Origin of the sequence: Ensifer sp., assembly GCF_035999185.1 — a bacterium.
Taxonomy (GTDB): domain Bacteria; phylum Pseudomonadota; class Alphaproteobacteria; order Rhizobiales; family Rhizobiaceae; genus Ensifer.
In genome coordinates this window covers 1-14,315 of the sequence record NZ_DASYHB010000200.1, presented here as the reverse complement: position 1 = coordinate 14,315, position 14,315 = coordinate 1, and the positions used below count along the sequence as shown (strand labels likewise).

Genomic DNA, 14,315 nt, shown 5'->3' with positions numbered 1-14,315 from the left:
GTCAATGCGCCTCGGCTTCAACTTCTGGCTCGGTGCGACGCTGACTGTACTGGTTATCTTCGCCGGTATTCTTGCCCATTGGATCGCGCCCTTCGACCCGGTGCTCGATGCGGACCTGATGAACTCCGAACTGCCGCCGGATGCCACCTTCTGGTTTGGCACGGACGGGCAGGGACGGGACGTCTTTACCCGCATCCTCTACGGCGCCCAGATCTCGCTGACCGTCGGCATCGTATCGCAGGTGATCAACTCGATCATCGGCGTCACACTCGGCATGACCGCCGGCTACTGGGGCGGCTGGTGGGATGATCTGGTGAACGGGCTGACCAACGTCATGCTCGCCATTCCCTCGCTCATCTTCGCGCTCGCCGTGATGGCTGTGCTCGGCCCCGGTCTGCCGTCGCTCCTGATCGCGCTTGGCCTCACCAACTGGAGTTGGACCTGCCGCATCGCACGGTCCTCGACGCTCTCCTTGAAATCGCAAGGCTACGTGCAGGCGGCCCAGACGCTGGGCTATGGCGACCTGCGCATCATGTTCACGCAGATCCTGCCGAACATGATGGGGCCGATCCTCGTCATGGCGACGCTCGGCATGGGATCGGCGGTGCTGGCTGAAGCGGCGCTCTCCTTCCTCGGGCTCGGCATCCAGCCGCCGTTTCCGAGCTGGGGCTCGATGCTGACCGATGCGCGCCAGCTGATCCAGCTCGCCCCCTGGGCGGCGCTCTTCCCCGGCCTTGCCATCTTCCTTTCGGTGCTTGGATTCAATCTGCTCGGCGATGGTCTGCGTGACAGCCTCGATCCGCATATGAGGACGCGCAAGCCATGACCACGCCGCTACTCGATATCAGGGATCTGCGCCTAAGCGTTCCGCTCGGTCGTTTCGCCCTCCATCCGTTGCTCAAAGGGGTATCCTTCCAGATCATGCCCGGCGAAGCCTATGGACTCGTGGGCGAATCCGGCTCCGGAAAATCAGTCACATCGCTTGCCGTCATGGGGCTTTTGAAAAAGCCGCTCGCGGTTTCCGGGGGACAGATCCTGTTCAAGGGGCAGAACCTGCTGGCATTGCCCAAGCGGGAGATGCGGCGCCTGCGCGGCAATCGGATCGCGATGATCTTCCAGGAGCCGATGACCGCGCTGAACCCGCTTTCGACGGTCGGCCGGCAGATCGCCGAGATGTTCGTATTGCATCAGGGAAAAAGCTGGGGTGAGGCCGAAAAGCTCGCCGTCGAGGCGCTTGACAATGTGCGGGTGCCCAACCCCGATCGCCGCGTCAGAAACTACCCGCACCAGATGTCGGGCGGATTGCGCCAGCGCGTCATGATCGCCATGGCGCTTGCCTGCAGCCCGGATCTTCTGATCGCCGACGAACCGACAACTGCGCTCGACGTTACCGTGCAGGCCGAGGTGCTGCGCCTCATCAAGGAACTCTGCGCGGCGCGCGGCACGGCCGTCCTCTTCATCAGCCATGACCTCGGCGTCATCGCCAGCATCTGCCAGCGCGTTGGCGTCATGTATTCGGGCTGCCTGGTCGAGGAGAACGAGACGCGGGCGCTGTTTGCGAGCCCGCGGCACGAATATACCCGCGGGCTGCTCGGCGCCCTGCCGCGCCTTGGCAGTCGCAGCGAACACGGGCGGCAGCGGCTCGTCGATATCGACAGCATCATTGCCGATCGCTCGAAGCTGACCGAGAGCCGCTTTATCACGCCGCGCGAACTGGACGGGAGCCAACCATGACCGCTCCGCTATTGCAGGTGGACGATCTTCACGTGCGTTTCCCCATCGCCGGCGGCGGCCTTTTCGGCGCCGGACGGCGCACGCTTCATGCCGTCAACGGCATCAGCTTCGAATTGGCCAAAGGCGAATGCCTTTCGATCGTCGGTGAATCCGGCTGCGGCAAATCGACGACGGCGCTCTCCATTCTCGGCCTGCAGGAGCCGACCGAGGGCATGATCCGCTATCGCGGAAAACCGCTTGCCGGTCCCGGCGCGCCTGTTCGCATGGACAGGGCAAAAGCGGTGCAGATGGTGTTCCAGGATCCCTATGCGTCGCTCAACCCGCGCCAGTCCGTGCGGACCTCGCTTGCAGCGCCGCTGCGCCTGCACGGCATTACCGCCGCCTCTGAAATAGAGGCACGCATCGAGGCGATGCTGAAGAATGTCGGCCTGACGACCGAGCAGGCGGGCCGATATCCACACGAGTTTTCCGGCGGCCAGCGCCAGCGCATCGGTATTGCCCGCGCGCTGATCCTCGAGCCCGAGATCGTCGTGCTCGACGAGCCGGTTTCCGCCCTCGACGTGTCGATCCGCGCGCAGATTATCAACCTGCTGCTAAACCTTCAGGAAAAGCTGGGCCTCTCCTATCTGATGATCAGCCACGACCTGAGCGTGGTGGAACACATGAGTGATCGCGTCCTGGTCATGTATTTCGGAGAGATCGTGGAAGAGGGGAGGTGGCAACACATTTTTCAGACGCCGGCCCATCCGTATACGCGGCGCCTGATCGCTGCCATTCCCGATCCCGACGCGCGTCAGCCTTTGGGTGCATGCCAGGTGAACTCTGCGAATGCCGCGGTGTCCGCAGGTGGCCAGGTCCAGGATGTCTTTTCTCCGCCGACGCGCTCGCAACGCGTCGAAATCGCACCGCAGCACTGGATGAGGGTTGCTGCTGCAGCCCAATGATACGCGGGGACGCCTCTGACTGCCCGACTTCGGTCGGAGCAGTCGGGATCGAAGGCCGGAAATCCTCTCTCAGATACGCTGGCGCGCATGCCTGCACATCGAACGATCCCCGCCAAGTTGTCCCGTAAACCCGCCAACAGTTGGCGGAGGCAGCGAATTCGCGCGAACGTCGTACCGCATGCTTGGGACGGCGCAATCGACAGATTCCCGATACTTGTTGGCCGGTCCGCAGGAGCGCAGCGTGCGAGGCAGGTCTTCGTATCGATGTTCAGGCGAATGCTGGGCACAACTCCCGCCCGGTATTTTGGCGAGGTATCCGCTCGGAACTTGGGTCGGCGATGGAAAGACACTCGCTTGCCATCAAAGCTTCCGCGACTACGAGAGGGTTCGCAACAACGCTGAACGTTGTCACCACGCCGAAGCAGCCAGCCGAATTCATCATTCGATGGACGTCTGAAGAGGGCTGGCTTGATCAGGCGACAGATTTATTATGCAGTGAAATCTGATCGATAATTTTTATGGTGGCCCATGCTGAAGTACGCTGAAAGTTTCTGTGTTCTGGTCGAAGAATTGCACTTCAGTCGTGCGGCGGCACGGCTGCATCTAACGCAGCCCGCGCTCTCACATCAGATTAAGAAGTTGGAGCAGCAGATCGGATGCGCGTTGCTGCGACGCTCCCCGCAAAGAGTTATTCTCACCGAGGCCGGAAGTATTTTGGCTCGGGAACTGGGGGTTGCCCTAAGCCACGTCAAACGAGCAGTTCAGCAAGCCCAAGACGCTGCCCGGGGCGACGCCGGGGCTCTGGCCATCGGCTATTGCGAACTGCCGCAGGCCGGGGGGATGACGGCGATCATTCGCCGATATACCGAATTGCATCCGGGCGTCGATGTCACCTTGCGAAATCTCCCAACGGTCGAACAGGTGGCCGCACTTGCCGCCGGTTCAATCGACGTGGGCTTTCTGCATCCGCCTCTGAACACGACACAACTGCTGCTACGGCCGGCAGGAACTGAACCAGTCGTCGCCGCACTGCCGGCGGACCATCCGTTGGCGGCCACACCCGTTCTCAGATTGGCGGACCTGAGTTCAGAGCGTTTGATTGTTTGCGCGGAATCCGTGGGGCCGTTTATGTATCACTCAATACTCGCGGCCTGCGGTCGAGCGGGATTTCAACCGAGATTGCGCGAGGAGAAGGATCGCTGGCACGCGATGCTCGACCAGGCCGCTTCGGGGCTGGGTGTCGCGATCGTGCCGGAAACGTTGGCCAAAGCCCAAGAGAACTTGGTATTCCGCCATATTGACGGCCTCGATGTCACATTGCAGACCGCGATAGCGACAGCCGGTGAACCGACGCGCCCAGCTGTGCTCCGGTTCTTAGCCACGGCCAGCGCGCATTTGGATCCTGTGCGTTCGAAATGAGAACTTCCTAAGAGCCTAAGGCCCCTCCGCCATGGACCGATATCGTTCTCAGAAATGAAGACGTTCGGCCCTCTCCGTTTTCTTCCTGTGGAGGAGATCAAATGCAGCGATTGGACAGAGCGAGCTCGTCGCCGGCCAAACGGAAGCTCGCTCGGTTTGCTCCACCTGAAAGACCTTGGCTGCGGAAAGGGATGGGAGGATGGTCAAGTTCGAACAATGACCATCGACCTTCTGGCGTTGGCATCCTCGCGCTTCAGCCAAAGCCTCCCAAGCTACGTCTTCCTGCCACCAGCGGGTCGCCTGACTGTTCAGGCATTTCCACGCGAAATCAGCGAAGAGGGGCGCAAGATCAGGCTTGGTGGCGGGAGGTTGCCGGGCTCAACGTTCACCTGCTCCAGTCGTGAAAGGAGCAGGTCCACGGCGGCTGCTGCCACCTCGCCAAGATGCAGATCCACCGCGGTGAGTGGAGGGGTGGCAAGCTTGGCACGCATGCCGTCGTAGCGGGTTGCGATCCGTAGATCGTGTGGGATCTGGCGCCCGGCGGCCTGGGCTGCGTTGATAACGCCGGTCGCAAAGGCGTCGACCGGCACGCAAAGAGCCGAGACGGAGGGATTGTCGCGCAGCAGACTTTCCGCGGCGATTGCCGCCGCTTGTTCGCCCCCCTGTTCGTTGATGCGAATGGCAAGCGGCGTAAAGCCACTTTCGGCCATGCGCTGCGCATAGGCAGCCTCCATCTCGATATAGGAATTGCGCCTTTGTTGGCCCGTTATCAGGCCGACCTGACCGCCGCATGCAAGCAGGTGATCGAGCAGCAGATGCGCCGTTGCCGTGCTCTGCAAGTCCACGAACGGTAGATCGTCACGGCCGGGCGCGCGCCCGATGCACACGACGTCGGTGCCGCGGGACGAAAAGAAATCGAGCACCGGGTCGTCCCGTTCCGGCTCGACGACGATGGCGCCATCCACCTCAAGCGCGTCGAGGCGGTCGCGAGGCCCGAGCGGAGGAACGAGACAAAGGGAAATGCCCCTGGCAAAAGCCGTTACGGCGGCGGCTGCCGCAATTTCCATGAGGAAGCCCAGCCTCGACGGTCCGGCGGCCACGGCAAAGGGCATCGATGAGACCAGCGCAATCGATCCGGCTCTGCCGGTGCGCAAACGCTGCGCCCGGTGATTGGGACGGTAGCCAATTTCCTGCGCCAGCGTCTCGATACGCTTGCGCGTTTCCGGCTCGACGTAACGTCGGCCGCTGAACGCGTGCGAAACAGTTGTGACCGACACTCCGGCCGCCTTGGCGAGGTCGGCGATAGTAGGTTTTCCCATCAGCCCTCCGATGCACGTCTTCTATCACGGCAACCGCGTGGAAGCAAAACGATTTGCAAAACTGCGATTGTGTGTTAGTGGATGCGCATGCAAAACGATTTGCATAACGGCTTGAGGAGGCCGGGAGGAGGAGAAAAATGCAAAGTGAAGTGAATGGAGTGGTCGAACCGGTCGATGAGAGGCTGCCGCTGCGCAGCCTGGTCCTGTTCGGTCTTCAACATGTGCTGGTGATGGCTGCGTCTCCCATCACCGCCGTATTTCTCGTCAGCAAGGCTCTTGGGTTTTCGGACACGGTGACAGTCTCGCTGATCAGCGCCACCTTCTTTGTCTGTGGCCTCGGCTCGATGCTTCAGAGCTTCGGGCCCAAGGGGTTTGGCGCACGCCTGCCCTTCGTGATGGTGCCGGGCGGCGCGCCGATTGCGATCTTTCTGGCGATCGCCCAGCAGACGGACGTCCAGACTGCTGTCGGCGCGGTCATCATCACTGCCCTCTTTTACTTTCTGGCGCTGCCGGTCTTCCGCAGGCTGCTGCGTTATTTTCCGCCGATCGTCGTTGGAACGATGCTGCTGCTGGTCTCCGTCAATCTGGTGCGCATCTATGGCGTGACCATCACCGGAAAGCCTGGCAGCGAAGGTTTCGCAGCACCCGTCGAGGTCGGACTGGCGCTGATCACCATCCTCCTGACGGTTGCGGCCGCACGGGTCTTTTCCGGAACGCTTCAGCGGCTCGCCGTCATGCTCGGATTGGTCGGCGGTGCGCTCGTCGCGCTTGCCATCGGCCATATGGATCTGTCCGGCGTGTTCGCGGGCCCGGTCATCGCCGTGCCGCAACTGTTTCCCTTCGGCATGCCGAAGTTCGACCTCATCGCTGCCATCCCGCTGATCGTGTTTTCGATCATTTCCATGGCCGAGGCGACCGGCCAGACCATCGCGACGGCTGAAATCGTCGGTCGCCGGGGAAATGCCCACGCAATCGTGCCTTCGACCATCCGCGGCGATGCGCTGATGTCGCTCGTCGGTGGCCTGTTCGGCACATCGCTGATCATCACCAGTGGCGAGAACGTCGGCATCGTGCGCGCGACCGGGGTCAAGTCTCGTTACGTCACCGCGATGGCGGGCGCCATTCTCGTTCTGATCGCGCTCCTCGCCCCGATCGGCCGGATGGCCACGGCATTGCCTGAAGCCGTCGTCGGCGGCACGGCGGTCATCGTCTTTTCGATTATCGGCGTCATCGGCATCGACCTCCTGCGTCGCGTCGACCTGCGTGAACATGGCCCCATGTTCACGCTCGCCTCCGCCTTGTCTATGGGGCTCCTGCCGATCCTTGTGCCTGGTGTCTACAGCCAGTTCCCGCAATGGACGCAGATGATCCTCGGCAACGGGCTTGCCGCAGGCACGATCACTGCCGTCGTCGTCAACGCCATCTTTTCGCATCTGGGTGCCGGCAAGCGGTCCGCAATGGCGCCTAACCTGCAATCCACGACGCAAGGAGCAAACGAGTGAGTGCAATCCGCCAACAACTGTCGACAACAGGCGACCTCATGCTGCGCCCAGGGCAGGTTCTTCTGCCGGAAGGCCCGCGCACCGGAAAAGCCATTGTCGTGCGCGATGGCACCTTCCACCGGATCGATACGGTGGAAGCGATTGCCCGGGATTTTCCTGAGATCACGGCGATCGACCTGCCAGACCATCTGCTGATGCCCGGTTTCGTCGACACCCATACGCACCTGACCCAGTCGCTCGGCAAGGCCCTCGTCTTTGGAGAGCCGTCGGAAATCTTCCGGCGGATCTGGGTGCCGCTGGAGGGCAGCCTTGACGAGCGCATGGTCTATCTCTCGGCAAAGCTAGCCGCATGGGAAGCGTTGCGCGGCGGATTTACCACCGCCGTCGATGCCGGTACCCGCTCAAAGGGTCACGTCGGCGCTCTGGTGCAGGCGGGGCGAGAGACGGGGCTTCGCAGCGTCGTCGGCTTTATCTGCAACGATCTGTCGGGAACTGCGCAGATCGCCGAACCCGGCGTTATCCTGCGCCAGGCCGAAGAGCACGTCTCCGCCTACAGACGAGACCCTTTGATCCATCCCTCGCTGGCGATTTCGATCCCGGAGGCGGCCACAGACGGAATGCTGAAAGCGGTCTCCGAAATGGCGGCCGGAGCCGGGGTCGTGTTCCAGACCCATGTCAACGAACATCTCGTTGCCGTCGAGCGCTCATTGGCAGCAAGAGGATTGCGACCTATCGAGCACCTGGCGCATCTGGGTGTTCTTGGCCCCCAGGTTCTTCTGGCGCACTCGACGCTCGTCACGCCGCATGAACTCAATCTCTTGCGCGAAACCCGCACGGCCGTCGCCTATAACCCGGTTGCGACGCTGTGGAAGGGGAACGCGGCCGCACCGGCCCTGCAGATGGCGGCGCTCGGCATGCGCTTCGGGCTCGGAACGGACGGAACGCGCGCCGACGGGTTCCGTCTGATGGATGCGGCCGAAGGCCTTCAGCGTGCGGGCTTCGGTCTTGCAACGGGGGACTCGTCCTGCGGCGGCGGGTGGCTCTGGCTCGATCGGGCAACGTCCGGTGCCGCGGACGCTGCGGGCCTTTCTGGCGTGACCGGCTCGATTGCCGAGGGGCTTGCCGCCGATTTTCTTCTGGTCGATCTCGATCGGCCCGAGTTCATACCCTCGCACGACCTGATGTGGGAGCTTGTCCGTTACGGCAATCGCGATCAGATCGACGCGGTGTTTACCAACGGCAAGCTTCGGCTGTGGCAAGGCTGGCCAGTCGATTGGGACGCCCGGGCGCTTCTGGAAGAGGTGCGCCGCGACACGGCCGCGGCCATTGCCGAGGCGCCGATCCAGCGCATTCATCCACTCTCCGAAGCTCACCGTGGTCTTGGGCACTACCGATGAGTTTTGGTCTTCTCGCAGTTCTGGCCGCCGTGACATTCGTTTCGGCGTTCATTCAAGGGGCGCTCGGCATCGGTTTCGCCCTGATCGTCGCGCCGATCGTCGGGATGCTGAAGCCCGATCTTCTGCCGGTGACCCTGCTTCTGCTGATGCTGCCGCTCAATCTGCACGTGGCTGCGCGAGAGCGCGCCCATGTCGACTGGTCGGGCGCTACCTGGATCACGATCGGACGCTTCGCGGGGACGTTTGCTGGCCTTTGGCTGCTGGCAGCGCTTTCGATTGAGCAACTGGATCTTGCTGTCGGTGTGTTCACCGTCATCGCTGCCGTCGCCGCCCTCGTCGCCCCGCCGTTTACGCCGAACAGGCCGAGTGCGCTCGCGGTCGGATTGTTTACGGGCGTCACCGAAACCGCTACCGGCATCGGCGGCCCGCCGCTTGCGCTGCTCTACCAGCACGCCAAGGCGCCGGTGTTAAGGGCGACAGTCGCCCTTTGTTTCTTCGTCGGCGAGGTCATGTCCCTCGTCGTGCTGGCCATATCCGGGCGCGTTGGGTCAGAGCAATTGCTCGTCGCCCTCTACCTGACGCCGGCGGTCCTGCTCGGGAGTGCGGTTTCAAGACACGCCCACGCCCGCATCGGCGGCCGCGGTCTGCGGATCGCCGTTTTGGGCTTTGCCATCGTCAGCGGGTTATTCCTCATCGTCCGCTGAACGAGGCGCTGGCGCCCGCCGCCCGCTTTCAGATCACCGGAGCTAGAGACGCCCATAGGCTCCCCCGGCGCCGGTGATGGCGGTGAGGAAGCTCGCAAGGCCGGCAGAGCGAAGCGGCAGGTATTGTTTTTGCTGCTCCCGGCAAAGGCGTTTGACCAGGCCCACCGCCGCGTGACTGATGTGGTCGACCGGAAAGAGGATCGTCTCTGCCTGCCCGACGAGGGCGGGCAGAAGCGTCGTGCTGTCTTCCATGCCTCCGTCGTGGAGGAGGAGATCGATGTTGCGAATTCTTGCGTAAGCGCGAAGATGATCAAACAGATTGCGTCGGCCGCCGACATATAGCACGGGGCCGCTGAGCTGTGCTGGCGGCGTACTTTTATCGTCTCTGAGCTGAGCCGTTATTGCAGCCTCAAGCGCTTCGTTTTCGCGCAGGACCGCATAACGCAGATCCTGCATTTGCTCGAGTTCCCGCTGCAGCGCGTCGGATTTCTCCTCAGATGCGGCAAGGCGCTGGGCGAAGGATTCGTTGCGCACCACGTCCGCGTCGTTGCCTGCGGATACGCCCCGCGTGCCTTTTGCGATGCGCGCCAAGGGCGCCACGGACGCGGCAACCGCTTCGGCCTGGATGGCTCTTTCCTCCAATTGCCGAAGGCGCTGTTGCAAGGCGATGCGCTCGTCGGCGGCCGCCTTCAGGCGCGTCTCCTGCCTTGCGGTTCTTTCGCGTTGCTGTTCGAGTTCCTTTTCCAGCTGGGTCAGCCTTGCGATGTCGAGGCGACTTGCGCTGCCGACAAGGTGCGACAGCATATGCACCTCCCCGAAGATCTCGCGCATCAGCGCCGGTGATGTTCCCGGATGGCTCATCAGCGCCCAGTAAGGGCCGGCGATATCGCCGCGCTCGAAGGAATTGCGCCAGATGTTGCGGAGTTCGTCTTGATCGGCCTGCCGCGGAATGCGCTTGATGCTGCTCTCGTGGCGCTTGTCGAGCGCCTTGTTGAGCAACTTTGCCGCCTGATCCCGTTGGCCAGCAAGCCACACGCCTCGGCCGTGCAGGGTATGGTCTGTAGCAGAGCGCACGTCGTCCTGCCCGGCCCTTATCAGGACCTGGCGCAATTCTCCCGCGGTCAGACACGTGCCGATGATCGAGCAATGAAATGTCGGTGCAATGTCCCAGGTCCGCAAGCGATGGGCACTGATCCTGGGCGTGTGGCCATCCGGGGGTGCGGCAAAGGACAAGGCTGCGGCAGGCAGGGCGACACCGTGGGATTTGAGACGGGGCAGCGTGGGCATGGGCGTTCCGGAGCTAGGGCAGTTGCTGGCACTTCGAGATGCAACCGCGCGCATTGCATATCCGCGGCCGGGCCTCTTCGTCACACGTAATCCTAACTATCGTTGTATTTCAAGAAATATAACGATAGTTGAAAATTCGTGCCGTGACGGGAGCCGCGGAATTCCCGCCCGTTTGTCGCTGCGCCGTTCAGTGAAGAGCCGTGCGTGTCTGTAATGGAGCGCTGCCAAAAGGTTTTCCCGACAGCAATTGGGGTGCGTTCAACCGTTTGGGACACGAGAAAAGCGCCTGGACGGCGCTGAGCAGCTGGAAGGCCGGCCGTTTTTCCAGGCCTCTCAGACTTGTTTCATAACGCTGGCGATGAAGGCCGCTTTCAGACGCTCGGCGGCAGGCGAAAGGCTGTGGTGGCGGCGTTGAAGCAGAGAGACGTCGCGCATGACGATGGGGTCAACGAGATCGACTGTGGTTACCCCAACGGCCGAGGCGAGCTGGCCGGAGTTTTCCGGTAGCACCGAAACGCCCATTCCGGCGGCAATCATGCTGATCGCCGTCGTCGAAAAGCGGACCTCGTATTTTGGCCGGTAGTTCGGCACGACGCGAATGAGGTTGTGCTCGACGATGTTGCGCAGCGGGTTGGATGCGGCAAGCGTGATCAGCGTCTCGTCCTTGAGCTCGGCCCAACGCACGGATTTGCGCTTTGCAAACCGGTGATCCTCGCGGCAGACGAGCATCAGCTTGTCGCGTAAGAGCGGGGTGGCGGCGATTTCGGGGTCTTCCTCCGAAAGGGTGCCGACGGCGATATCGACCTCGTGGCGCTTGAGCGCAGGCGTTATTTGCTCCTCGGGCATGTCGCGAATGTTGACCGAGATCTCCGGATACTTGCTCAGGAAGCGGGCGATGATCGGCGGCACCACCGTGGCCGCAAGCACGATCGCAGCGGCGATCGTCACCTGGCCGCGCTTCAGGGATGCGTTGTCGCGCACGTCGCCAACAGCAAGCTCGAGGTCCTTCAGGATCTTGCGCGCCTGGGGCAGGAATTCCTGGCCAACAAGAGTGAGGGAGACCATGCGCGTGTGCCGGTCAAAGAGGCGCGCACCGATCTCCTGCTCCAGATCCCGGATGAGGATGCTGACCGCAGACTGGGTGAGATGAAGGTTGCGTGCGGCGATGTTGAACTGCCCGAGTTCCGCCACTGCGATGAAGGCCCTGAGTTGCCGCAGGGTTATGTTCATGTAGGCGCGGCCTCCTGTTATCTCGCTCCCATCAAAGCCTGCCAGACCTCGGCTTGTCTACCCCGCAAGTGCCGGTTCATCCTTATTGCCGGCCATCAGCAGGCCAAGTTCGTCGAGGCGCGTGCGGTCCGGCGGCAATTCGCCAAGGATCTCGCCGTGGAACATGACCAGGATGCGGTCGCAGATTGCGAACAGCTCCTCGAGTTCCGTCGAGATCAGCAGAATGGCGCGGCCGCTGTCGCGCTGTCGCAGCATCTCCTCCATCACGAACTCCATCGCGCCGATATCGATGCCACGCGCAAGCTGATTGACGAGAATGAAATCGGGATCGCGCGCCAGCTCGCGCGCCACGACCAGCTTTTGCTGGTTGCCCCCTGAAAGTGCTGCGATCGGCTGGTTCTCGTCCCGGCTCTTGACGCGAAACCGCTTGATCAGGTCGCGGGTGTGCTCGCCAATGACCCTGCGGTTGAGCATGCCGCCCGTGGCGAACGGCTTCTGGTCGTAGCGTTGGAGAATGGTGTTTTCGCTGAGCGACAGCGGCAGCACGATGCCGTGTTTGTGCCGGTCTTCCGGAATGTGGGAAAAGCGCCTCGCATTGATCTCGGCCGGGTCGAGCCCGGTTATGTCGTTTCCGTTGAGAACGACGCGCCCGGTATCAACCGGCAGCAGGCCGGAGAGCGCCAGCGAAAGCTCCGTCTGACCGTTGCCGGATACGCCGGCGATGCCGACGATTTCGCCGGCGCGCACATCGAGGCTCACGCCGCGCACGGCCGGAAGGCCGGTCTCGGCGCGGCAGATGAGGTTTTCGACCGAAAGCACGATGCGACCGGGAGGCTCAGGACTGCGCGGCAGCTCCATGCGCACGTCGCGACCGACCATCATGCGCGCAAGCTCCCGTGCATTCGTCTCCCCGACCTTGACCGTATTGACGACGCGCCCGTCACGCATGACGCTGATGCGGTTGCTGACCCGCATCACCTCGTCGAGCTTGTGCGAGATGAAGACGACGGTCTTTCCATCCTTCACCAGATCGCCCATCAGGGAAAGGAGACGGTCAGTCTCCTGCGGGGTGAGGACGGCGGTCGGCTCATCGAGGATGAGCAGGTCGATGCCGTGGAACAGCACCTTCAGGATTTCCACCCGCTGCTGCTCGCCGACCGAGAGGTCTTCGACGATTGCGTCCGGACGCACGTCGAGGGCGTAGCGCTCGGAAAGCGCGCGGATCTTCCGGTGGACCGTGGCCATGTCGGAGATGACGCCGAACGCCGAACCCTGGCCGAGGATATAGTTTTCCGCAACGGTGAGGTTCGGCACCAGCATGAAGTGCTGGTGCACCATGCCGATGCGCGCTCGGATCGCGTCGCGCGGGCTCGCGAAGCGCACCGATTGCCCCTTGTAGACGATATCGCCTTCATCCGGCCGGACCATGCCGCAGATCATGCTCATCAGCACGCTCTTGCCGGCGCCGTTTTCGCCGAGCAGCGAATGGATCTCGCCTTCCTCGATCTCGAGCGTAACGCCGTCGCTGGCGACGATCGGGCCGAAGCGTTTGCGGATATTGTCGATGCGCAGGAACGGTTTTGTCGACATCTCGATCACCTCATCTCGTAGGGCTGGCCAAGCTTGCTGGGTGCGGCACCCTTGCCGCGGAAGGCGACCAGCGTGACGATCGTCATGATGTAGGGAAGCGCCTGCAGCACCTGGTAGGGCACGACGATGGATGCCTGCGCCTGGAGCATGAGTTGCAGCGCGTAAAAGAGGCCGAACAGCAGCGAGACGAAGAAGGCCCCGATCGGCGACCAGCGGGCAAAGACCACGACGGCAAGGGCGATGAAACCGCGGCCGGAGGTGATGCCTTCCACGAACTGGTTGGAATGGCCGAGCGTCAGGAACGCGCCACCGAGCCCTGCAAGACCGGTACCGACGAGCACGGCGGCATAGCGGTAGCCAACGACGCTGCGGCCAGCGACGTCGACGGCCTTCGGGTGCTCGCCCACGGCGCGAAGCGTCAGGCCGAAGGAGGTGCGGTAGAGCACCAGGGTGGCGACAATGGCGACGAGTATCGTCGAGTAGACGATCAGGTTTTGCCGGAAGAACGCCTCGCCGAGAAAGGGCAGGTCGCTCAGCCATGGGATGTGGACCGGCTGGGCGATTTCGATGCCCTTGCCGGTCGAAACGTAATAGGTGCGGAAGAGAAAGGCTGTCAGGCCCATGCCGAGCAGGTTGAGGGCCGCGCCGACCACGATCTGGTCCGCCTTGATGGTGATCGTGAAGAAGGCGAAGACAAGCCCGAACAGCATGCCGCCGGCAATGCCGGCGCAAAGCCCGAGCGGAATGTTGCCGGTGGCCGCCGCCGCAGCGAAGCCGCAGAAGGCGCCGACGAGCATGGTGCCTTCAAGCCCGATGTTGAGCACGCCCGCGCGCTCGGAAAAGACCTCGCCGATCGAGGCGAAGATGAGCGGCGTGGCAAGCCTCCAGGCGGCGCCGACGAGCGTCGCGAGGAAGGTGAGAGAAATCATATCGTCCATGGGGTCGACCCTCCAGGAATATCGCCAAAGGTTTTGTTTTCCCGCGGGCGGCCTGCGCCTCGCGGGAGTTTCCATGCTTTCAAGCCACAGTCCTGAGGATGTCGCGCAACTTCGCGAAGGCGACGACCGATAGGATGACGATGCCCTGAATGACCAGCACCAGGACCTGCGGGACCTGCGATGTGATCTGAAGGACTTCCGAGCCGGAGCGAAGCGTCGCGAAAAGCCCGCCCGACAGGATCGCCGCCAAC

General features: G+C 62.7%; 12 protein-coding genes. 7 read left to right on the top strand and 5 right to left on the bottom strand.

Going from position 1 to position 14,315, the window contains the following annotated elements; genetic code table 11:
* Positions 1-4: 4 nt before the first annotated feature.
* The 4 genes from VGO04_RS27230 to VGO04_RS27215 all read left to right on the top strand — a co-directional run bounded on the left by VGO04_RS27230 (position 5) and on the right by VGO04_RS27215 (position 4,097).
* The gene (locus VGO04_RS27230) at positions 5-826 is read left to right on the top strand and encodes an ABC transporter permease (RefSeq protein ID WP_327499091.1); all 822 of its coding nucleotides are present in this window, start codon (positions 5-7) and stop codon (positions 824-826) included.
* Positions 823-1,734, top strand: a complete 912-nt coding sequence (locus VGO04_RS27225; RefSeq protein ID WP_327499090.1) for an ABC transporter ATP-binding protein — start codon at positions 823-825, stop codon at positions 1,732-1,734. The genes VGO04_RS27230 and VGO04_RS27225 overlap by 4 nt, the downstream gene beginning before the upstream one ends.
* The gene (locus tag VGO04_RS27220; protein ID WP_327499089.1) at positions 1,731-2,678 is read left to right on the top strand and encodes an ABC transporter ATP-binding protein; all 948 of its coding nucleotides are present in this window, start codon (positions 1,731-1,733) and stop codon (positions 2,676-2,678) included. Before VGO04_RS27225 ends, VGO04_RS27220 begins: the two co-directional genes overlap by 4 nt.
* A 528-nt stretch (positions 2,679-3,206) precedes the next feature.
* Complete coding sequence (locus VGO04_RS27215; protein WP_327499088.1) at positions 3,207-4,097, top strand: LysR family transcriptional regulator; 891 nt, start codon at positions 3,207-3,209, stop codon at positions 4,095-4,097.
* A 308-nt stretch (positions 4,098-4,405) separates the two neighbouring features.
* Here the strand turns inward: VGO04_RS27215 and VGO04_RS27210 are convergent, their stop codons facing one another.
* Positions 4,406-5,416 (bottom strand): substrate-binding domain-containing protein, encoded by a 1,011-nt coding sequence (locus VGO04_RS27210; RefSeq protein WP_327499087.1) that lies wholly within the window; start codon positions 5,414-5,416, stop codon positions 4,406-4,408.
* 137 nt (positions 5,417-5,553) lie between these two features.
* On the opposite strand from VGO04_RS27210, the gene VGO04_RS27205 reads away from it, so the two are divergent.
* Genes VGO04_RS27205 through VGO04_RS27195 form a run of 3 tightly spaced genes read left to right on the top strand, consistent with a single transcriptional unit; the run spans position 5,554 to position 9,019 of the window.
* Positions 5,554-6,918: a uracil-xanthine permease family protein gene (locus tag VGO04_RS27205; protein WP_327499086.1), complete on the top strand. Its 1,365-nt coding sequence runs from the start codon at positions 5,554-5,556 to the stop codon at positions 6,916-6,918.
* Positions 6,915-8,315: an amidohydrolase family protein gene (locus VGO04_RS27200; RefSeq protein ID WP_327499085.1), complete on the top strand. Its 1,401-nt coding sequence runs from the start codon at positions 6,915-6,917 to the stop codon at positions 8,313-8,315. Before VGO04_RS27205 ends, VGO04_RS27200 begins: the two co-directional genes overlap by 4 nt.
* Positions 8,312-9,019, top strand: coding sequence for a sulfite exporter TauE/SafE family protein (locus VGO04_RS27195; protein WP_327499084.1), 708 nt, complete (start codon positions 8,312-8,314; stop codon positions 9,017-9,019). Before VGO04_RS27200 ends, VGO04_RS27195 begins: the two co-directional genes overlap by 4 nt.
* A 42-nt stretch (positions 9,020-9,061) precedes the next feature.
* Here the strand turns inward: VGO04_RS27195 and VGO04_RS27190 are convergent, their stop codons facing one another.
* The 4 genes from VGO04_RS27190 to VGO04_RS27175 all read right to left on the bottom strand — a co-directional run bounded on the left by VGO04_RS27190 (position 9,062) and on the right by VGO04_RS27175 (position 14,064).
* On the bottom strand, positions 9,062-10,306 hold the full coding sequence (locus VGO04_RS27190) for a DUF2325 domain-containing protein (RefSeq protein WP_327499083.1): 1,245 nt from the start codon (positions 10,304-10,306) through the stop codon (positions 9,062-9,064).
* A 333-nt stretch (positions 10,307-10,639) separates the two neighbouring features.
* A complete protein-coding gene (locus VGO04_RS27185) occupies positions 10,640-11,536 on the bottom strand; it encodes a LysR family transcriptional regulator (protein WP_327499082.1) in 897 nt (298 codons plus the stop codon).
* A 57-nt stretch (positions 11,537-11,593) separates the two neighbouring features.
* A complete protein-coding gene (locus tag VGO04_RS27180) occupies positions 11,594-13,126 on the bottom strand; it encodes an ABC transporter ATP-binding protein (protein ID WP_327499081.1) in 1,533 nt (510 codons plus the stop codon).
* 5 nt (positions 13,127-13,131) lie between these two features.
* On the bottom strand, positions 13,132-14,064 hold the full coding sequence (locus tag VGO04_RS27175) for an ABC transporter permease (RefSeq protein ID WP_327499080.1): 933 nt from the start codon (positions 14,062-14,064) through the stop codon (positions 13,132-13,134).
* Positions 14,065-14,315 lie beyond the last annotated feature (251 nt).

Bases quoted from the DNA above. Each gene is read 5' to 3' on its own strand.
- VGO04_RS27230 (WP_327499091.1), top strand. From the start codon at position 5: ATGCGCCTCGGCTTCAACTTCTGGCTCGGTGCGACGCTGACTGTACTG.
- VGO04_RS27225 (WP_327499090.1), top strand. From the start codon at position 823: ATGACCACGCCGCTACTCGATATCAGGGATCTGCGCCTAAGCGTTCCG.
- VGO04_RS27220 (WP_327499089.1), top strand. From the start codon at position 1,731: ATGACCGCTCCGCTATTGCAGGTGGACGATCTTCACGTGCGTTTCCCC.
- VGO04_RS27215 (WP_327499088.1), top strand. From the start codon at position 3,207: ATGCTGAAGTACGCTGAAAGTTTCTGTGTTCTGGTCGAAGAATTGCAC.
- VGO04_RS27210 (WP_327499087.1), bottom strand. From the start codon at position 5,416: ATGGGAAAACCTACTATCGCCGACCTCGCCAAGGCGGCCGGAGTGTCG.
- VGO04_RS27205 (WP_327499086.1), top strand. From the start codon at position 5,554: ATGCAAAGTGAAGTGAATGGAGTGGTCGAACCGGTCGATGAGAGGCTG.
- VGO04_RS27195 (WP_327499084.1), top strand. From the start codon at position 8,312: ATGAGTTTTGGTCTTCTCGCAGTTCTGGCCGCCGTGACATTCGTTTCG.
- VGO04_RS27190 (WP_327499083.1), bottom strand. From the start codon at position 10,306: ATGCCCACGCTGCCCCGTCTCAAATCCCACGGTGTCGCCCTGCCTGCC.
- VGO04_RS27185 (WP_327499082.1), bottom strand. From the start codon at position 11,536: ATGAACATAACCCTGCGGCAACTCAGGGCCTTCATCGCAGTGGCGGAA.
- VGO04_RS27180 (WP_327499081.1), bottom strand. From the start codon at position 13,126: ATGTCGACAAAACCGTTCCTGCGCATCGACAATATCCGCAAACGCTTC.
- VGO04_RS27175 (WP_327499080.1), bottom strand. From the start codon at position 14,064: ATGGACGATATGATTTCTCTCACCTTCCTCGCGACGCTCGTCGGCGCC.